Origin of the sequence: Streptomyces sp. NPDC048297 (genome assembly GCF_043201585.1) — a bacterium.
Taxonomy (GTDB): Bacteria; Actinomycetota; Actinomycetes; order Streptomycetales; family Streptomycetaceae; genus Streptomyces.
Genome location: NZ_JBICZA010000023.1, coordinates 68,166 through 88,139, shown reverse-complemented (window position 1 = coordinate 88,139; position 19,974 = coordinate 68,166). Strand labels below are relative to the sequence as shown.

Genomic DNA, 19,974 nt, shown 5'->3' with positions numbered 1-19,974 from the left:
GGTGGTGCGGCTCTATGTCCGGGTCGTCGTCACGCGCAGCCCGGTGTCTCGTCCAGGGATGCCGCGTCCAGTGAGCGGGTGAGGCGGTCGAGGCGGTCGTGCAGGTCGGTGATCTCGGTCAGGTCGAAACCGGTCGCCGCCGCGATCCGGCGCGGCACCCGAAGGGCCTGCCCGCGCAGCGCGGCACCTTCGTCGGCGAGCTGTACCCGTGCCCGCCCGCGAGTTCGCCGGTCCGGACGCGGTGGTGCGGCTCTATGTCCGGGTCGTCGTCACGCGCAGCCCGGTGTCTCGTCCAGGGATGCCGCGTCCAGTGAGCGGGTGAGGCGGTCGAGGCGGTTGTGCAGGTCGGTGATCTCGGTCAGGTCGAAGCCGGTCGCCGCCGCGATCCGGCGCGGCACCCGAAGGGCCTGCCCGCGCAGCGCCGCGCCTTCGTCGGTGAGCCGCACCCACACCGACCGCTCGTCCTGCGCGCTGCGCTCCCGGCGCACCAGGCCGGCCGTCTCCAGCCGCTTGACCAGCGGGGACAGCGTGCCGGAGTCGAGTCGCAGCCGCTCGCCCAGGGTCTTGACCGGCGCGTCGCCCTGCTCCCACAGCACGAGCATCACCAGGTACTGCGGGTAGGTGAGCCCGAGGTCCTTGAGGACGACGCGGTAGACCCTGTTGAAGGCGCGGGACGCGGCGTTCAGGGAGAAGCAGATCTGGTTGTCGAGGCGGAGCCAGTCCGCGTCGGGGTCGGTGGCTGCGGCGGTGTCCGTGCTGGTCGGTGGTGTCGGCGAGGCGGTCATGGCTCCAGGATAGCTCTTGCGGGCAGTTTAGTTGTAGACAACTGAATTGTGTGCTCTACTTGTCGTCGTGAGGGCGGCCCGGACGGGGCCGCCGGAACACGGACTGACTCCTTGAGAGGGATGGTTTCCATGGACGCGCTCTACACCGCCGTCGCCACCGCCACCCACGGCCGTGAGGGCCGTGCCGTCTCCTCCGACGGCAAGATCGACCTCAAGCTGGCGCCCCCGGTGGAGCTGGGCGGCAACGGTGAGGGCACCAACCCGGAGCAGCTCTTCGCCGCCGGTTACGCCGCCTGCTTCGGCAGCGCCCTCGGCCTCGTCGGCCGGCAGGCGAAGGTGGACGTCAGTGACGCCGCCGTGACCGCCGAGGTCGGCATCGGCAAGCAGGGTGAGGGCTTCGGCCTGAAGGTGACGCTGCGCGTCGAGCTGCCCGACACCGTGGACCAGGAGACCGGCCGCAAGCTGGTCGAGACCGCCCACCAGGTCTGCCCGTACTCCAACGCCACCCGCGGCAACATCGAGGTCGACCTCGTCGTCGAGTAACACCCGGCGCCACCCCCTGCACTCCCCGCTCAGCGGTGACCCGCGGAACCCCGCGTCGCCGGGGTCAGCAGGTCACCGCTGAGCGCCGGAGCGGGGATCCGCACCGACCGCGACGGCGCGGCCCCGCTCATCGGCTCGCCCAGCAGCAGCGTCCGTACGACACGCTCGGCGGCCCGCCCGTCCTCGTACGCGCAGAACCGTGCCCGGAACCGTGCCCGCAGCCGTGCGGACTCCTCGTCCCGCCACGCGCCCGAGGCGAACACCTCGGCCAACTCGCGCTGCGAGTACGACACATGGCCCGGCGCCTCGGCCGTGATGTCCAGATAGGTGCCCCGGCTCGCGCGATACGTCTCCCAGTCGTCGGCGTGGACCACGATCGGCCGGTCCAGGTTGGCGTAGTCGAACATGACCGACGAGTAGTCGGTGACCAGCGCGTCGGCGGCGAGCAGCACCTCCGTCACGTCCGGCTCGTCCGTCGCGTCGACCACGACACCGCGCCGCGCCAGCTCCGCCAGGCCGAGCCCGCGCGCGGGACCGCTCGCCAGCGTCGGGTGCAGCCGCACCACGAGGGTGTGCCCCTCGCCCAGACCGGCCGCGAACCGGGCCAGGTCGACACGGTCCACATGACCGCCGCGCCGGTAGTCCCGGCGGGTCGGCGCGTACAGCACCACCGTGTGGTCCTCGGGGATGCCGTGGCGCCGCCGGAACTCCCGGCCCCGGCTCCCGCCCCCGCCCCCGCCCCCGTCCGCGCCCGCGCGAGCCCGCACCAGCACGTCGTTGCGCGGGCTCCCCGTGCGCACCGAGGTGAAGTGGCACGGGTAGGCCCGCTCCCACACCAGCTCGGAGTGGGCGCTCGCGACCAGGCTGTAGTCCCAGCGGTCGGCCCTGCGCAGCATCCCCGGCACGTCGAAGCCGAGCCGTGCCCCGGGCTTGTCCAGCAGGTCGGCGCACATGTACTTGAGCGGGGTGCCCTGGTGGGTGTGGATGTGCACGCTGCCGGGCCGCTTGGCCGGCGAGCCGGGCCAGTTGACGTCGTTGACGAAGAACTTCGCGCGCGCGGTGACCTCTAGGAAGCGCCGGGAGTTCACGAGGACGTGCTCGACACCGTCCGGCAGCCCCGCCGCCGTCTCCTCGTCCCGCACCACCCACACCCCGCGCAACCGCGGGGCGATCTCCCGCGCCGCGCGGTGGACGGCCGCCGGATCGCCGAGCACACCCCGGTGCGAGGACGCCGAGTACACGACCAGGCGCTCGTCCAGCGGGCGGTGCGCCTGCAGCCGCGCCCAGCCGCGCCGGGCCCGCTCGCCCGCGCTCCCGCGGACCTGCGCCGCCCGCCGCCCCGCCTCACGTCCGGCCCGCGCCGCCTGCCGCTTCAGCCGGTACCCGGTGTAGCCGCCCTCCAGCAGGGCGACCTCCCCGTCGACGAGGGCGCCCTCGGGCCGGAGCCTCGCGAACAGCCGCGCCGTACGCCGGAAGAACTCGGCCTTGTCGGCGGGCGGCAGCCGGTCCGGCTTGGCCAGGATGTCCAGGCAGTGCTCGCCCATCTTGCGGTGCAGGTACGGCCGCCAGGACGCCAGTTCCCCGTGCGCGTCCACGAACGCGAAGACCCGCTCGTACTGGTCGTGGACGTCGAAGTGCTTGCGGCTGGTGGTGGACAGGATGTTGCCCTGCCGGCGCTGCCGGTAGTTCACGCAGATCCGGTCCAGGGCCGTGATCCGCCCGGCGCTGAGCATGACCGGGAACGTCCAGGGCGTGTCCTCGTAGTACCCGGGCGGGAACGCGAAGCCGTGCTCCTCGACGAAGTCGCGCCGGTGGACCTTGTTCCACACCACCATCAGCAGGTCCAGGATCTCCGGCCGGCCGGCGGCCGTGAAGACGTCCGGGGCCTCGGCGAGCACGTGGGCCAGCACGTTGCGCCGGGTGCCGCCCCACCAGTAGGTGCGCGCGTAGTCGAACACCAGCACATCGGGGTCGGCGGTCTCCTCCAGCCGGTCGGCGACGGCGCGCAGCGCGCCCGGGGTGAGGGTGTCGTCGCTGTCCAGGAAGAGCAGGTAGTCGCCGGTGGCGTGCGGCATCCCGGCGTTGCGGGCCCGGCCGAGGCCGACGTTCTCCGGCAGGTGCAGCACCTTCACGCGCGGGTCGCGCGCCGCGTACTCGTCGAGGATCGCGCCGCAGCCGTCCGGCGAGCAGTCGTCCACGGCGATCAGTTCGAGGTCGCCGAAGGACTGCAGCAGCACCGAGTCCAGGCATTCGCGCAGGAAGCCCTGCACCTTGAAACAGGGGACGATGACACTGAAGCGGGGCACGGCGGGTCAGCTCCTGACGAGGGTCGCGGCGGCGGGGGCGGGGATGCGCTCGGCGAGCGGGATCACCGGCACGACGGCCTCCGGCGGCTCGCCGAGCAGCACCCGCCGTACGACACGCTCGGCGGCCTGCCCGTCGTCGAACTGGCAGAACCGCTCCCGGAACGCGGTCCGCAGCGCCCGCGACCCCTCGCTCGTGTGCTCGCGCTCGCGGAAGACGCGGGCCAGTTCCCCGGGGGTGCGGGCGACCGGTCCGGGCGGCTCGGCCATCAGGTCGAAGTAGACGCCCCGCGTCTGCCGGTAGACCTCCCAGTCGTCGGTGTACACGACGATCGGCCGGTCCAGGTTGGCGTAGTCGAACATGATCGACGAGTAGTCCGTGACCAGCGCGTCCGCCGCCAGGCACACGTCCTCGGCGGAGCGGTGCCCGGAGACGTCGATGACACGGCCGCTCAGGTCGGACCGCCCGGAGCGGCCCCGGTCGTAGAAGTAGTGGGCGCGCAGCAGGACGACCACGTCCTCGCCGGCCGCCTCGCAGAACTCCTCCAGGTCCAGGCCGGGTTCGAAGCCGGTGTGGTGGTCGCGGTGGGTGGGGGCGTACAGCACGGCCGTCCTGCCCTCGGGCACGCCCAGCAGGCGCCGGACACGGGCGACGTCGTCGGCGGTCGCCGTGCAGTAGACGTCGTTGCGCGGATAGCCGTACTCCAACTGCTCGTAGCCGCCGGGGAAGGCGCGCTCCCACATCTGGGTCGAGTGCCGGTTGGACGAGAGGTTGAAGTCCCAGCGGTCCACCCGGCCCAGCAACTTGGTGTAGCTGCCGGACTGCGCGGCCACCACCGGGTACGTCGACTGGTCCACGCCCATGGTCTTCAGCGGGGTGCCGTGCTGGGTCTGCAGATGCACGCTGCCGGGCCGCTTGACGATCCCCTCGGCGAAGTTGGCGTTGTTGACGAAGTAGGTGGCGCGGGCCAGCACCTCCCAGTACCGGCGCGAGCCGATCACCGCGTACTCGACGTCCTGCGGCATCGCGTGCGCCTGGTCGGCCTCCACCAGGAACACCGAGCGGATGTGCGGGGCGAGTTGGCGGGCCTTGGCGTGGATCGCGGCCGGGTTGCAGACGTAACCGCGGCCCCAGTAGGCGCAGAAGACGGCGAGATGCGGGTCGAGGGGGCGGCGCAGGTCACGGGCGTAGCGCAGCCGGGTGCGCAGCATGTGCGGGCGCGGGAGGCGCTCCAGGGTGCCGGCCGCCGCCTGGTTGGCGCCGCGCAGCGCGCGGAACGCCGTGTACGCGCCGGCCGCCAGCAGTCGGTGCTGCACGCCCAGGCTGCCGGCCGGAGCCGTGTAGCCCGCCGGGCGGTGCCTGCGGTACAGCCGGGCCGCACGGCGGAAGAACGCCCGGCGCCCGGCGGGCATCCGGTCCGGCCGGGACGCCGTCCTGAGCACGGCGGAGACCAGCTGCTCGAACAGGGGCCCGGTCCGCTCGGCGGGCAGCCCCGCCTCGGCCGCCCGCGTCAGCACCAGCTCCATCTGGTCCAGCACGGCGTGCTGGTGCGGGCCGGGCAGATTGAACCGGCTGCCCTGCCGGCGCAGCCGGTGCCGTACGACGGGCTCGCGCAGCACCGCGATCCGGCCGGCCGCGATCGTGGTCAGGCCGCCCCAGCCCAGGTCGGTGAAGTGGCCGTCGGGAAAGGTGAGTTCGTGCTCGGTGAGGAAGGCGCGGCGGTAGACCGCGCTCCAGGCGGGCAGCCGTACACCGGTCAGCTCGGGCGCGTCACCGGGGGCGAAGGCCCCCTTGGGCGCCGTCGCCAGCAGCGGGGCCGCCGGGTTGCCCGGCTCGCCCTCCCACCAGGGGGTCCGCTCGTGCTCGACGTAGAGCACGTCCACGCCTGCGGTCTCGGTCAGCCGCCTGTCCAGCGCCGCCAGCGCGCCCGGCAGCAGCAGGTCGTCGCCGTCCAGGAACAGCACGTACGCGCCGGTCGCCGCCCGCATCCCGGCGTTGCGCGCCCCGCTCGGGCAGGCGGACGACGGTGAGTCGACCGGTGTCACCCGCGAGTCCCGCTCGGCGTGTTCGGCGGCGACGGCTGCCGCCGGGGCGTCGGGGGCGTCGCAGACCGGGATCAGCTGCAGGTCGCCGAAGGACTGACCGAGGACCGAGTCCAGCGCCTGGGGCAGCCGGCCCAGGGCCCCGTGGGTGGGAACGATGATGCTGAAGCGGGGCATTCTGCTCTTTCTGTCGTCTTGCGGACGCGGCTGGGCCGTCCGGCGGGACGCCAGGTGGACGGCCGGCTCGGAGTGGGCCGCGTCGTACTGAGGGGCATGGGAACTCCCGTAAGGACCAACGGTGTTCAGTGGCTCTCGGTGACGGGCAGCGGGCTGGAAGGTTGCGGGACGGTGGCCAGCTGGATGCGTCCGGGCACCGCGGACGGCACCGGGTGGCGCTCGGTGAGCGGAACGAACGCCGGCAGCCCCGCACTCTGGCCCAGTACGACATGGCGTACGACGCGCTCGGCGGCGAGTCCGTCGTCGTACGGGCAGAACCGCTCCCGGAACGCGGTGCGCAGCTGGGCGGAGCGGGAGCCGCGCCAGTGGCCGGTGGCGAAGATGTCGATCAGCTCGTCCTCGGTGCGCGCGACCGCGCCCGGCGGACAGGACCGCAGGTCGAAGTAGGTGCCCCGGACCGCCTCGTACGCCTCGCGGTCCTCGGTGTGCACGACGATCGGCCGGTCCAGGTTGGCGTAGTCGAACATGATCGACGAGTAGTCGGTGAGCAGCGCGTCCGAGGCCAGGCACAGGGACTCCACGCTCGGGTGGCCGCTGACGTCGATGATCCCGGGGCCGTCGGCGAACGGACCGGTGTGCCCGTAGTGGGCGCGGGCCAGGATCACGAAGCGCGGGCCCAGCCGGGCCGCGACCCGCTCCAGGTCGAGGACGGGGCGCTGGGTGCGCTGGTGGTCGCGGTGGGTGGGCGCGTACAGCACCGCGACCGTGCCCTCGGGGATGCCGAGCGCGGCGCGGACGCGGGCCACGTCGGCCGAGGTCGCCCGCTGGAAGACGTCGTTGCGCGGATAGCCGTACTCCAGCGTGGTGTAGCGGCCGGGGTAGACCCGCTCCCAGGTCAGGGTGGTGTGCCGGTTGGCCGACAGGACGTAGTCCCACTTGTCGACGCCCCGCAGCAGCTCCTCGAAGTCCATGTCACCCGCGGCTGCCGGGTGTTCCTGCAGATCGAGGCCCATGTGCTTGAGGGGGGTGCCGTGCTGGGTCTGCACGAAGACCTGGCCGGGGCGCTTTTTCAGCCGGCGGTCGAAGTTGACGTTGTTGACCAGGTACCGGGAGCGGGCCAGCGCCGTCCAGTACGCGAAGGTGCCCGGACGCAGCCGGCGCGGGCCCGCCGGGATCGTGTCCTGGTCCTCGGGGCGGGCGATCCAGGCGGTCCGCACCTGCGGGGCGAAGGTGCGGACCGCCTCCTCAAGGGCGCCCGGGTTGCAGGCGTGCCCGCGGTTCCAGTAGGCGGCGAAGACCGCCCGGTCGGCGCGCACGGGCAGGCGCAACTGGACGCGGTAGTGCGCCTGGAGGAGGGCCGCCCGCAGGGCCCGCGCGAGCGTGCGGCAGGCCTTGCGGGTGCGGCGGCGGCCGGCCATGGCCAGCTGGAGGAGGCGGTAGGTGCGGTGCAGCCCGAAGCGGACCAGGCCCTGGCGCAGCCGGGAGCGCAGGGGAGCCGGGCCGCCCGCGACATGATGGCGGCGGCACACGGCGCGGGCCCGGCGCAGGAACTCGGCACGGCTGCCGCGCGGCAGCCGGTCCCGCTTGGTGAACACCGTGGAGAAGTGGTCCACCATGCGCCGGAACAGCACCGGCCGCCACCGGTTCAGCTCCGGCCGCTCGTCGAGGAAGGCGAACACCCGGTCGTACTGGTCGAAGATGTCGAAGTGCCTGCGGCTGACCGTGCCGAGGATGTTGCCCTGCCGGCGCTGGCGGTAGTGCACGCACACCTGGTCGAGGGTCGCGATCGACTCGGCCGCCATCAGGGCCGGGTAGGTCCAGGGCGTGTCCTCGTAGTAGCCGGGCGGGAAGCGGAAGCCGTTCTTCTCGACGAAGTCCCGCCGGTACGCCTTGTTCCAGGCCACCATGATCACCCTGAGCAGACCCGGGCGGTCCTCCAGCCGGAAGGGCGCGGGACCCGCCTCGGAGAGCTGAGCCGCGACCTTGTCGCGCTCCACCCGGCCCGTCCAGTAGGTGCGCGCGTAGTCGTAGACCAGCACGTCCGGCTCGCCGGTCTCCTTGAGCCGGTCGGCGATCGCGAGGAGCGCGTCCGGGGTGAGGGTGTCGTCGCTGTCCAGGAAGACCAGGTAGTCGCCCGTCGCCAGCGCCATGCCGGCGTTGCGGGCGCGGCCGAGGCCCTGGTTCTCGGCCAGATGGACGGCCTTCACGCGCGGGTCGCGGGCCGCGTACGCGTCGATCAACTCCCCGCAGGCGTCCGGGGAGCGGTCGTCCACGGCGATCAGTTCGAGATCGGGGTACGACTGCGAGAGCACCGAGTCCAGGCACTCGGACACGTACGCCTGGACCTTGTACACGGGGACGATGACACTGAACCTGGGCAAGGGACATCCATGGGTCGGTCGGTTCGGGCGTTCTGCCCGGGAACGGCCCACGCGGCGACTTGGTTACGGGTCGTACGGCATGTGGGGGACATCGGGTGAACGGCGAAGGGCCGGACCGTGAAGGCCGACCCCTCCCAAAACGCCCCGTTTTCCGGCTACTTGACCGCGCCGGCCATGACCCCGGACACGAACTGCCGCTGGAACGCGAAGAACACGGCCAGCGGGATCACCATCGAGAGGAACGCGCCGGGCGCGAGCACGTCGATGTTGCTGCCGAACTGCCGTACCTGCGTCTGCAGGGCGACCGTGACCGGCTGCGAGCCGGAGTCGCTGAAGACCAGCGCGACCAGCAGGTCGTTCCACACCCACAGGAACTGGAAGATGCCGAGGCTCGCGATCGCGGGCCCGCCGAGCGGCATCACCACCCGTGCGAACAGGCGCAGTTCACCGGCGCCGTCGAGACGGGCCGCCTCCAGCAGTTCCCGCGGGATCCGCGCGAAGAAGTTCCGCAGCAGGAACACGGCGAACGGCAGACCGAAGCCGACGTGGAACAGGATCACCCCGAAGATCGTCCCGAACAGGCCGACGGCGCCGAACAGTTCGGCGATCGGGATGAGCGCCACCTGCACGGGGACGACCAGCAGGCCGACCACGCCGAGGAACCACCAGTCCCGGCCCGGGAACTCCATCCACGCGAACGCGTAGCCCGCGAGCGAGCCGATCACCACGACCAGGATCGTCGCCGGAACCGTGATCAGCACCGTGTTCACCAGGGAGTTGGTGATGTCGCTGTTCTCCAGCAGCTTCCGGTAGCTGTCGAGGGTCAGCTGGGACGGCCGCGTGAACACCGTCCACCAGCCGCTCGTGCTCATGTCTGCCGGGGAGCGCAGGGAGGAGAGGAACAGCCCGACGGCCGGCACCAGCCAGAACAGGCCCACCACGACGAGGAGGACACGGACCAGTGCGCCGCCGAGCCGCTCGGTGATCCTCGCCCCGAGGGGCTGCCGCGCCTTCACCGCCATGTCCGACTTCGCCGCCCTGCCCGCGTTCACCGCCCTGTGCGTCCTCATCGCCTGTCCTCCTGCCGCAGCCGGCGCATGTTGAACAGCATCACCGGGATCACCAGCAGCAGCAGGAACACCGCGATCGCACTCGCGATGTCCGGCCGGCCCTCGGCGAACCCCTTGCGGTACAGCTCCAGGGCCAGCACGTCGGCGTCGTCCTGGGAGGAACCGGGGGCGATGATGTAGACGAGGTCGAAGATCTTCAGGACGTTGATCATCAGCGTGACGGTGACGACCGCGAGGACCGGCGCCAGCAGCGGCACGGTGATCTTGCGGAACACCTGCCACTCGGAGGCCCCGTCCACCCGCGCGGCCTCCAGCAGCTCCCGGGGCACACCCGCGAGCCCCGCCGCGATCAGCACCATCGCGAAGCCCGCCCACATCCACACGTACGCCCCGATGACGGCCGGAGTGACCAGCGCCGGGCCGAGCCAGTCGACGCCGCTGTACGGCTCCGCGAAGTTGCTCGCGGGAAGCCTCAGCAGGGCCCCGTCGGCCGTGGCCGGCAGGGTGAAGGTGCCGTCACCGGCGGCCTCGGTGGAGGCCACGACCCTGCCGTCCTTCACCGCCTCGATCCGCATCCCCGCATAGCCCAGCTCGGACGGGTCGGGACGGCCCGGCCTCCCGAAACCCTTGCCGCGCGTGAAGTCCTGCCAGGTGGTGCCGGTGACCTTCCCCGGCTCGGCCCTCGCCTCCACGGCCCTCCTCGCACCGTCCGGCATCTGGTCGGGAGCGACACCGACCAGCGGGAGCAGGACCGGCGACCCGGCGCGCACCGGCTCCGTGGTGATGAACCCGCCCCGGTCCGGCCTGAGCGGCGAAGCACGGCCCGGGTGCGCCTTCGGGAACGACGAGGACGGCGCGAACGTGTCGTGCACGCCCACCCACACCGCGTTGACGACGCCCTTGTCCGGGTCCTGGTCGTACACCAGCCGGAAGATGATCCCCGCCGCCAGCATCGAGATCGCCATCGGCATGAAGACGACCAGCTTGAACGCCGTTCCCCAGCGCACCCGTTCGGTCAGCACCGCGAAGACCAGGCCGAGCGCGGTGGAGACCGCCGGCGCGAACACCACCCAGATGACGTTGTTCTTCAGCGCCGTACGGATGCCGTCGTCCGTGAACAGCGCCGTGTAGTTGTCGACCCCGGCGAAGCCGTCGCCGGAGGCGTTGAAGAAGCTGCGGACGAGCGAGTACCCGATCGGGTAGACCACGAGCGCGCCGAGCAGGACCAGCGCCGGCAGCAGGAAGAGCGCCGCCACCGTCTTGCGGGTGCCGGTCACGCTCCCGCGGCTCCTCGGCGCGGCGGGGCCCGCAGGGGATCCCGCCGCCGCTGCCGGCGCCATGGCCGGATCAGCTCCCGTTCCCGTACGCGGCCGCCGCGTCCTTCTCCAGCCGCGCCTGGGTGCCCGCGACGTCCTTCGGGTTCTTCAGGAAGTCCTGCAGGTCCTTCCACTCGCCCTTGCCGGGCGTGCCGCCGAACGCCTGCGGGGCCTGGTCGGACATGTCGAACCGGAAGTCGTCGCCGGACGCGATCAGCGCCTCGGCGATGGTCCGCTGCACCGCGTTCGGGTACGCGGACACCGGGACGTTCCTGTTGGGCGAGAGGTAGCCGCCCAGCCGGGCCTGGATCGTCGCCGCGTCAGGGGAGGCGAGGAAGGTGACCAGCGCCTGCGCCGCCCTGGAGTCCTTGAGGATCACCGCCGCGTCGCCGCCCGAGACCAGCGGCGCCCTGGGGCCGACCGCCGGGAACGGGAACACCTTCGCGTCCGTGCCCACTTTCGCCTGGGTGTCACCGATGTTGACCTGCGCGAAGTCGCCTTCGTAGACCATCGCGGCCTTCGGCTGGTCGCCTCCGGTGAAGGTCTGCGTGACCGACGCCGGGAACTCGGTCTGCAGGGCGCCGTCCGCGCCGCCCGCCACGTAGTCCTTCGTGCCCCAGACCTGGGCGAGCGTGGTCAGGGCCCGCTTCACCGACGGGTCGGTCCACTTGATCGTGTGCTGGGCGAGCTGGTCGTACTTCCCCGGCCCGGCCTGGGACAGATAGACGTTCTCGAACCAGTCCGTCAGCGTCCAGCCGTCGGCGCCGGCCACCGAGAACGGGGTGACCCCGGAGTCGTACACCGCCTGTGCTGTGGTCAGCAGCTCCGGCCAGGTCTTCGGCACCTTGGCGACGGCGTTCTCGAACACCGTGGCGTTGTACCAGATCAGCGACTTGTCGGCGGCCTTGTAGTAGGCGCCGTACTGCGTGCCGCCGACCTTGCCGATGTCCTGCCAGCCCCGCGAGTAGTTCTTCCGCAGCTCCCCCAGCGCCTCGGGGCCCAGCGGCTTGGCCCACTTCTTCTCCACGGCCTGTTTGATCGCGCCCGGCTGCGGCAGCAGCGCCACGTCCGGCGGCCGGCCACCCGCGATCTTCGAACCGAGGAAGTTCATGATCGGGTCCTGCGCGGGCACGAACGTCACCTTCGCGCCGGTGCGCTTCTCGAACTCCGCGAGGACCGTCTTGAAGTTCGCCTGTTCGGCGCCGGACCAGACGGCGGTGACCTCCACGTGCGCGCCGTTCAGCTTCGGCAGGGTGACGGAGGAGACGCCGGTTACCGGGCTGCTCGTGCCACCGCTGTCCTTCTTGTCGTCGCCGCCCGAGCACGCGGTGAGCGCGAGGGCTCCCGCGAGCAGCGCGGCGAGTGCGGTGACGGCCCTGCCTGCCCGGATGGTGCTGCTCCGACCGCGCATCACTTCCCCGTCCGTCGCCGCGCCGCTCTCCGTCGAACGCCATGAGACTGACTGTGAACTTCATGAGGCCGTCCGTCGACATCACGAGGCCGTCCGTGCACGTCATGGGCCGTCCGTGTGAACCCGCCGGAACCTTGTCCCTGCGGTGTCCCTACGGGCCGGTCTACGCCGGGTCGCACACGGGCGGCAACAGCACGCGTGCCGGCCGCGACTCCAGCGGGGGACTGCAGCAGTGGACTGCAGCGGGGGCTGCAGCTGGGGACCACCGCAGGGGGACCGCAGCGGGGACTACAGCAGGGAGGGCACCTCCGCCGCCGAGACCTCCCGGGCCGCCCGCTCCACCGCGCTCGCCAACAGGGCCAGGTCGGTGGGGCCGTTGCCCAGCTCGCGCACCGGGCGGCGGGCCGGCGGGTCGCCCATCCGCTCCCACTCCAGCGGGAGCACCGTGGGCCGCTGGGTCGCCGTGCGCGGGATACGGCCCGTCACCCGGCCGCCCTGGAAGCCGATGCCCCGCCCGTCCGCGTACGTCAGCCTGCCCCGGCCCGGCGCCGGATCGTCCGGGCCGGAAGCCGGCGCGTCCAGCGTCACCCGGAGCGTGGCCCGCCGGGCCGGCTCCGTCTCCGCCGTACGACCGCCCGCCGAGGCCGCCGCCACCAGGTGCACGCCCAGCCGCTCGCCCTCCCGGGCCACCGCCTCCAGCGCCCGCATCACCGAGCCGGCGGCAGGCCGGCCCGGCGAACCCAGCGCGGGGGAGACCAGTGCGTCCAGGTCGTCCACGACCACCACGAGCCGGGGCAGCGGCGGCGCCGCCTCGGTCCGCCGCCGGGCCGCGGCACCGGGCCGCAGCCGCAGCGTGGAGCTGGGCGGTGTCTCTATGTCACCCGCCCCGGAACCGGCGCTCCCTGAACCGGCGCCGACCCCTGAACCGGCGCCCGCCCCTGATCCGGCGCCGACTCCGGGCACGGCCTGCCGCCCGCCCGGTGTGCGCTGCGTGACGAACCGGCCCGACACCTCGCGTCCCGTGTGCCACTGGACGAAGTCGGTCATGCCGATCAGCTCGGCCCGCCGCTTCAGCTCGGCGCTCAGCGACTGCGCGAACTCCCGCATGCGCACGGGGTCGTTGGCCAGCAGGTAGGTCGTCACATGGGGTATGTCCGTACAGACACGCAGCCCCTCACCGCGCCCCGCGCCCGTGCCGATGCCGTCCCGGCCGTCGATCAGCACCATGCCCAGCCGGTCGGGCCGCTCGGCGGCGGCCAGCGAGGCGACCACGGCCCGCAGCAGCTCGGTACGGCCGCTGCCCGGGGGCCCCTCGATCAGCAGATGCGGCCCGTCGGCCACCAGGTCGGCGGTGAGCGGACCACGTGGCCCGGCACCGAGCACCGCCCGCGCCCGGCCGCCCAGTGACTCGGCGTCGTCCGCCGCGTCCGCCCAGCGGGCCATCAGCGACGCCGGGGTGGCCCGCGCCAGCCCCAGTTCGTCCAGCAGCCGGGCCGACTGCGGCAACGGCACGGCCACGCGCGCGTGCCGCTCACCGGCGGGGCTGTCGGGGCGCAGCGGCGCGAGCGCCCGCGCGAACCGCTCCGCCCAGGCGGCGGAGACGGCGTCCACGGCGGCGAGAACCCCGGGGCCGACGGGTCCGCCGGGCTCGCCGGGCGCCACGCGCAGCAGATGCAGCACGCTCGCGACGTCACCGCCGAGCAGCGCCACGGCCCCGCAGTGCCGGAAGACGGGCGCCGCCGCGCAGGCGGCCTCGTACGTCCTCGCCACGGGGGAGGAGGGGGAGGCGGCCGGGGTCTCGGCGAGGCACACCACATGGATCCCGGCCCGCGGGCCCGCCACGGCCAGCCGCGCCACGGCCTCCCGCAGCGCCGTGCCGCCGGGATCCCCGTCCACGACCACCACCGTGTACGGCCCCGGGAACCCGCCGACGCCGTCCGCTCCGTCACCCTCACGGGCCCAGGAGGGGCGGCGGCCGGGGGAGCCGTGCGGGGAGGGGTGCGGGGAGGGGTGCGTCGAGGGGTGCGAAGAGGCGTGGCCGGTGCCGGCAGAGGCAGAGGCGGAGGGCGCGGCGGACGCGTGGGGGGTGGTGGTGTGTGCCGTTCCGCCCGCTGACCGGCCCGCCGGGGTGCCCGCGTCGGGGTACTGGCCTGCCGGGCGGGCCGTGCTGCGGCCCGTCGCGGCGTGGTCGTCCACCCGGCGCAGGAGTTCCTCCGTGCGGGCCGCCGCCTGTTCGCGGTCGTAGGCCAGCAGGAGGCGGCAGTCCTGGCCGTGACCGGGGCGGACGTGCGGGAGCCAGCCCAGCCAGGACCATTCGGCCGTGCGCTCCTCCAGCGGGCGGGAGCGGTCCGCGCTGATCAGCACGATCTCCAGCAGGTCGGGTGAGTGCAGCGCGGCGAGCTGGGCCAGCACCGCGCGGGCGAGACCGGACAGCCGGGGGCGCGGACCGGCCAGGCCCAGCGCACCCGCCTCGCGCAGCGCAGCGGTCACCGGGACGGCGGGCAGCAGGCCCGCCCCGTCCGGGGTGGCCCGGTCGGCCGTCCCGAGCCGTACCGAGAGGGACTCCGGGTGCCCGGGGCCCCGCTCCCACAGCCGGGGCCCGGGGCCCAGCGCGGTGAGCAGGAGCGCGGCGGGATCGGGCCAGGTGTCGGGCTGTGGCGACACGGCGTCGACCGGTGCACCGGTCGGGTCGGCCGTTGCGGCGCCGTACGCCTCCTGTGCCGTCTCCGGCTCACCGCGTCCGCCGGCCAGCCTGCGCGCCCACGCACCGAGCCCGCCCCGGCGCCGGGCGCCCTGGGGGACGTCGGTGCCCCGGACGGGGGTGTTCTTGCGCCCTCCGGGACGCGCGCCGTCGTCGTCCGGTACCGGGCCGCCAGGGGCCGCCGTACCGCCGTACCCGCTTTCGTACCCGCTCTCGCTTCCGTATCCGCCCTCGCTGCCGTACCCGCTCTCGGTCGGGCCGCCGGGGCCCCCGATGCCGTGGCGGCCCGCGTGCGTGTCCCCGCTGCCGGATGCCGAGGCGGGGGCGCCCGACTGGAAGCGGTCCGCGCGGTCCGCGCGCGCGTGGCCGTCGCTCCCGGGGCGGCTCGGGCCCCGGCTCTCGATGCTCGGCGCCCCGGCCTGACCGGGGACCGCCGGGTCCCCGTACCGGTGCTCCGGGCCCGCCGCGCCGGAGCCGCGCAGGTTTGCCGTGCCGTAGGCGTCCGCCGTGCCGTACGTGTCCGCCGTGCCGTAGGCGTGAGCGGTGGGCCCGGACGGGCCCGTGGGCGACGTGGGCTCCACGCGTGCGTGCCCGGCGGTGTGCGCCGTGCCGGCCGTACCCGGGGAGGTCCGCGCGTCCGGTGCCGTGGAACCGGCGGCGGACGGTGCGGGAGAGTCCCCCGCGGCCCCGGCCCCGGCCCCCGCGCCGAGCGGCAGCCGTACGCAGCCCTCCCCGTCCGGCACCGTGCGCACCCGGGCCCCGGGGCCTCCGGACGGGGTGACCCGCAGGGTGGACTCGCCGAGCCGCAGCAGGGCCCCGGCGGGGAGGCGCCGGGGATGGTCGGTCACGCGGGTGCCGTCCAGGGTGGTGCCGTTGGTGGAGCCGAGGTCGGTGACGCAGACGCTGCCGTCGGCGCCGACCGTGACCGCGCAGTGCAGGCGGGAGACGTCCGGGTCGTCCAGCGGGACGTCGGCGTCGGCGGAGCGGCCGACCGTGATCCGGCCGCCGTGCAGGAGGTGGACCCCGCCCGCGTCCGGGCCCGCGACCACGTGCAGCTGGGTCGGGGCGTCGTCCAGCTCGGGATGGGGCTCGGGGGCCGCCGGGGCGCCCAGGGACAGCACGGCGCCGTCGATCAGCGGGGGCTCGCCGAGGGTGCGGCGGCGGGCGTCCAGCCGCTCCGCGCCCGCGTACAGGACCACCGGCGCGCCCGAGGCCTCCCGGCCCGCGCCGCCGTCCCCGGTCACCGCCGTGGCCAGGGCCGAGGCCACCGCGGCCAGGTCCGTGCCCGCCGGTGCGGTGACCAGCACGTCCCGGCTCGCGGGGCGGCCCCGCTGCGGGGCCGGGCCCAGCGGGTCTACGACGGTCAGCCGGATCTGCATCGCCGTCAGCGGTCCCTTCTGCCCGCGCGCGGACTCCCCACCCCGCACGAGCACGTCGGCCAGTACTGCAGGCATCCTCGCACCTGTCACTGACAACGCGCCCACGGCCCGGCGCCAAGTGATCTTGATTGGTCAGCTCTGCCCCCAAAAGTGCCCGACCGGAAGCGCGCCATTGATCAATTGAGATCGGTCACGTCCATGGCCTGGCAACCACGGAACCGAGGCGAGCGTCTTATCTTCGAACATGTACGAGATCGTCCATGTGGTGCGCTGGGGGCGGCACTACAGTGGGCCCGAAAACCGGAACACCGGCAAGCAATCAGCAGGGAGCGCGTGACGTGCGGCCAGTCGGCAGCAAGTACCTGCTCGAGGAGCCGCTCGGACGCGGCGCCACGGGCACCGTCTGGCGTGCGAGCCAGCGCGAGGCAGCCGGATCCGAGGCCGCCGTGCAGGGCCGGCCCGGCGAGACGGTCGCCATCAAGGTCCTCAAGGAGGAGCTGGCCGGCGACCCGGACATCGTGATGCGGTTCCTGCGGGAGCGCTCCGTCCTGCTGCGGCTCACCCACCCCAACATCGTCCGGGTCCGCGACCTGGTCGTCGAGGGCGATCTGCTCGCCCTCGTCATGGACCTCGTCGACGGCCCCGACCTGCACCGCTACCTGCGCGAGAACGGCCCCCTCACGCCCGTCGCCGCCGCGCTGACGACGGCGCAGATCGCCGACGCCCTCGCCGCGAGCCACGCCGACGGCGTCGTCCACCGCGACCTGAAGCCCGCCAACGTGCTGCTGAGCGAGTACGACGGCCAGATGCACCCGATGCTGACCGACTTCGGCATCGCCCGCCTCGCCGACTCCCCGGGCCTGACCCGCACCCACGAGTTCGTCGGCACGCCCGCGTACGTCGCGCCGGAGTCCGCCGAGGGCCGCCCGCAGACCTCCGCCGTCGACATCTACGGCGCCGGCATCCTGCTGTACGAGCTGGTCACCGGCCGTCCGCCGTTCTCCGGCGGCACCGCCCTCGAAGTGCTCCAGCAGCACCTCAGCGCCGAGCCGCGCCGCCCCTCCACCGTCCCGGACCCGCTGTGGACGGTGATAGAGCGCTGCCTGCGCAAGAACCCCGGGGAGCGGCCCAGCGCCGAGAACCTCGCGCGCGGCCTGCGCGTCGTCGCCGACGGCGTCGGGGTGCACGCGAACGCCGCCCAGATCGCCGCGGCCGAGGGCGTCGGCGCCCTGCTCGCGCCCGACCCGGCCCCGGCCGCCGTCCCGGGCGTGCCCGGCGCCGCCGACCCCACGCAGGTCCTGCCGACGGGCGCGGCCCAGGCGGCGGCGCAGGGAGCGCCGCAGGGGGTGCCGCAGGGGATGTACGACCCGAACGGCGCGACCAGCGTCCTGCCGCACACCGGCGGCCCCGGCGCCGTCGGCGGCCCCGCGGGCGCCGCCGACCCCACCGCCGTCCTGCCGAACACCGGCGCAGCCGACCCCACCGCGGTCATGCCGCCGATGCCCCAGGGACAGCCGGGCGGCGGACCCGAACAGCCGCACCCCTGGCAGAACCAGCTGCGCGCCGCCCGCGACCGCAACGAACAGACGCAGGTCCAGTACCTCGCCCCGGACGAGGACCCGCTGCGCCGCCGCCCCCAGCGACAGGTCGCCCGGCCGCAGCACCAGCCGCGCCAGGCCCCGCAGGCGCGCCCGCAGCGACCGCAGCAGCGCACCCCCGGCGGGTACGGCCAGGCGCCACAGCAGCCCCAGCAGTACGCCCCGGCGCCGCAGCCCCAGCGGTACGCGCCCGAGCCGCAGCGCCCCGCCCGCGAGCCCCGGCCGCCGCGGCAGCGCAGCGCCAACCCGATGAAGATCCCCGGACTCGGCTGCCTCAAGGGCTGCCTGTTCACGATCGTCATCCTGGTCGTCGCGAGCTGGCTGGTCTGGGACCTGACCCCGCTGCACACCTGGGTCGGCCAGGGCCAGGGCTACTGGCACCAGTTGAGCGACTGGGCCGGGCAGATCGGCAGCTGGCTCAAGGACCTGGGAAGCGCCTCCGGCTCCTCCGGCAGCTCCAACTGACCGCACCCCGCCGAGCCCCGACTGATCGCAGGGTTGGGGATTTGTCGACATCCAGCGGGTGATTTCTGCCTCCGTGGTGAAGGCCGGCTCGTCCGGCGCGTAGTTTTAGCGACAACACGCGTCTGTAGGAGCAGTCTTGGCACGGAAGATCGGCAGCCGGTACACCGCCAACCAGATCCTGGGGCGGGGCAGCGCCGGCACGGTGTGGCTGGGCGAGGGGCCGGACGGCCCCGTCGCGATCAAGCTGCTGCGTGAGGACCTCGCGGCCGACCAGGAGCTGGTCGGGCGCTTCGTGCAGGAGCGCACCGCGCTGCTCGGCCTGGAGCACCCGCACATCGTCACCGTGCGCGACCTCGTGGTCGACGGCAACGACCTCGCGCTGGTCATGGACCTCGTCCGCGGCACGGACCTGCGCACCCGGCTGGAGCGCGAGCGCCGGCTCGCGCCCGAGGCGGCCGTCGCGATCGTCGTGGACGTCGCCGACGGGCTCGCCGCCGCGCACGCGGCCGGGGTCGTCCACCGGGACGTCAAGCCCGAGAACGTCCTGCTGGACATGCAGGGCCCGCTCGGACCCGGCGGCGCGCACCCCGCGCTGCTCACCGACTTCGGCGTCGCCAAGCTGATCGACTCGCCCCGGCGGACCCGGGCCACGAAGATCATCGGCACGCCGGACTACCTGGCCCCGGAGATCGTCGAGGGCCTGCCGCCCCGCGCCGCCGTGGACATCTACGCCCTGGCGACGGTCCTGTACGAGCTGCTCGCGGGCTTCACCCCGTTCGGCGGCGGCCACCCCGGCGCGGTGCTGCGCCGGCACGTCACCGAGACCGTCGTCCCGCTGCCCGGCATCCCCGAGGAGCTGTGGCAGCTGCTCGTGCAGTGCCTGGCGAAGGCCCCCGCCTCCCGGCTGCGGGCCTCGGAACTGGCCGCGCGGCTGCGGGAACAGCAGCCGCTGCTCGCCGGGATGCCCCCGCTGGACGTCGACGAACCCGAGTCCGGGACCGCGGAGGAGGGACCGGACGAGCCACCCGCGCCGGACGAGGACACCGAGCCCGCACCGCGCCGTGGCGCCGTGTCGCTGGTCCCGGGGGCCAAGCCCGACTCCAACCGGGACACGCACACGTCGATGCGGGTGCCCGGCCCCGACGAACTGGCCGGCGGAGCACGGGGCACAGCCCGCGCCCCCCGAACCCCCGGCGCCCCCCGCCCCGGCTCCGCCCGCCACCGCGCGGCTGCCCGCCGCCGGAAGATCACCTTCACCGTCGCCGGCGTGGTCCTGGCCGCGGCCATCGGCCTCGGCGCCTGGGCGGCCACCTCGGACGGCGACGAGCCGCCCGGCACCACGCACAGCACCCAGAGCCCCTGACCGCCGGGGCTGCGTGCGATCGCCCGCCGTGCGGGTGGTCACCTCGGACGATGATCAGCCGCCCCGGCCACGCATGGCACTGAGGACCCCTGGCCATCGGGGCTCCGGGCAAACCAGCCCGTCCGGCGTTTGAGGACCAGGCCTGTTCGGGGCCGATGCGGGGGTCCGGGGGCGGCAGCCCATGGCGGGTGGCCGGCGGAGGTCGCCTTCGGTTTGGCCGGTGTGGTTCTGGCCGTGGCCGTCGGTCTGGGTGCGCGGGTGGCCGCCTCGGATGGTGATCGGCTGCCCGGGATCATGCACAGCACCCAGGGCCTTTGGCCATCGGGGCTCCGGGCAAACCAGCCCGTCCGGCGTTTGAGGACGAGGCCCGTTCGGGGCCGATGCGGGGGGCTGGGGGCGGCAGCCCATGGCGGGCGGCTGGCAATGGTCGCCTCGGATG

General features: G+C 74.0%; 12 protein-coding genes. 3 read left to right on the top strand and 9 right to left on the bottom strand.

Annotation, left to right across the window (positions count from 1 at the left end):
• Positions 1-29: 29 nt before the first annotated feature.
• Positions 30-158, bottom strand: coding sequence for a hypothetical protein (locus ACGFYV_RS24435; RefSeq protein ID WP_393880570.1), 129 nt, complete (start codon positions 156-158; stop codon positions 30-32).
• 111 nt (positions 159-269) lie between these two features.
• Positions 270-785 (bottom strand): MarR family winged helix-turn-helix transcriptional regulator, encoded by a 516-nt coding sequence (locus tag ACGFYV_RS24430; RefSeq protein ID WP_393880569.1) that lies wholly within the window; start codon positions 783-785, stop codon positions 270-272.
• A 129-nt stretch (positions 786-914) separates the two neighbouring features.
• Between ACGFYV_RS24430 and ACGFYV_RS24425 the strand changes: the two genes are divergently transcribed.
• Positions 915-1,328, top strand: a complete 414-nt coding sequence (locus tag ACGFYV_RS24425) for an organic hydroperoxide resistance protein (protein WP_393880568.1) — start codon at positions 915-917, stop codon at positions 1,326-1,328.
• A gap of 29 nt (positions 1,329-1,357) precedes the next feature.
• Here ACGFYV_RS24425 and ACGFYV_RS24420 read toward each other — a convergent pair whose 3' ends face one another.
• The 7 genes from ACGFYV_RS24420 to ACGFYV_RS24390 all read right to left on the bottom strand — a co-directional run bounded on the left by ACGFYV_RS24420 (position 1,358) and on the right by ACGFYV_RS24390 (position 16,109).
• Positions 1,358-3,634: a CDP-glycerol glycerophosphotransferase family protein gene (locus ACGFYV_RS24420; protein ID WP_393880567.1), complete on the bottom strand. Its 2,277-nt coding sequence runs from the start codon at positions 3,632-3,634 to the stop codon at positions 1,358-1,360.
• A gap of 6 nt (positions 3,635-3,640) precedes the next feature.
• Positions 3,641-5,851 (bottom strand): CDP-glycerol glycerophosphotransferase family protein, encoded by a 2,211-nt coding sequence (locus tag ACGFYV_RS24415; protein ID WP_393880566.1) that lies wholly within the window; start codon positions 5,849-5,851, stop codon positions 3,641-3,643.
• 125 nt (positions 5,852-5,976) lie between these two features.
• Positions 5,977-8,232: a CDP-glycerol glycerophosphotransferase family protein gene (locus ACGFYV_RS24410; RefSeq protein WP_393880565.1), complete on the bottom strand. Its 2,256-nt coding sequence runs from the start codon at positions 8,230-8,232 to the stop codon at positions 5,977-5,979.
• Positions 8,233-8,387: 155 nt separating this feature from the next.
• The gene (locus ACGFYV_RS24405; protein ID WP_393880564.1) at positions 8,388-9,302 is read right to left on the bottom strand and encodes a carbohydrate ABC transporter permease; all 915 of its coding nucleotides are present in this window, start codon (positions 9,300-9,302) and stop codon (positions 8,388-8,390) included.
• Positions 9,299-10,579 carry a carbohydrate ABC transporter permease gene (locus tag ACGFYV_RS24400; RefSeq protein WP_393880563.1) on the bottom strand — a complete coding sequence of 427 codons (1,281 nt, stop codon included), beginning with the start codon at positions 10,577-10,579 and terminating at the stop codon, positions 9,299-9,301. The genes ACGFYV_RS24405 and ACGFYV_RS24400 overlap by 4 nt, the downstream gene beginning before the upstream one ends.
• 70 nt (positions 10,580-10,649) lie before the next feature.
• Positions 10,650-12,029, bottom strand: a complete 1,380-nt coding sequence (locus ACGFYV_RS24395) for an ABC transporter substrate-binding protein (RefSeq protein WP_393880562.1) — start codon at positions 12,027-12,029, stop codon at positions 10,650-10,652.
• A gap of 288 nt (positions 12,030-12,317) precedes the next feature.
• Positions 12,318-16,109: an FHA domain-containing protein gene (locus ACGFYV_RS24390; RefSeq protein ID WP_393880600.1), complete on the bottom strand. Its 3,792-nt coding sequence runs from the start codon at positions 16,107-16,109 to the stop codon at positions 12,318-12,320.
• A 338-nt stretch (positions 16,110-16,447) separates the two neighbouring features.
• On the opposite strand from ACGFYV_RS24390, the gene ACGFYV_RS24385 reads away from it, so the two are divergent.
• Positions 16,448-18,172 (top strand): protein kinase, encoded by a 1,725-nt coding sequence (locus ACGFYV_RS24385; RefSeq protein ID WP_393880561.1) that lies wholly within the window; start codon positions 16,448-16,450, stop codon positions 18,170-18,172.
• Between the two features lie 136 nt (positions 18,173-18,308).
• Positions 18,309-19,535, top strand: a complete 1,227-nt coding sequence (locus ACGFYV_RS24380; protein WP_393880560.1) for a serine/threonine-protein kinase — start codon at positions 18,309-18,311, stop codon at positions 19,533-19,535.
• Positions 19,536-19,974: the final 439 nt, after the last annotated feature.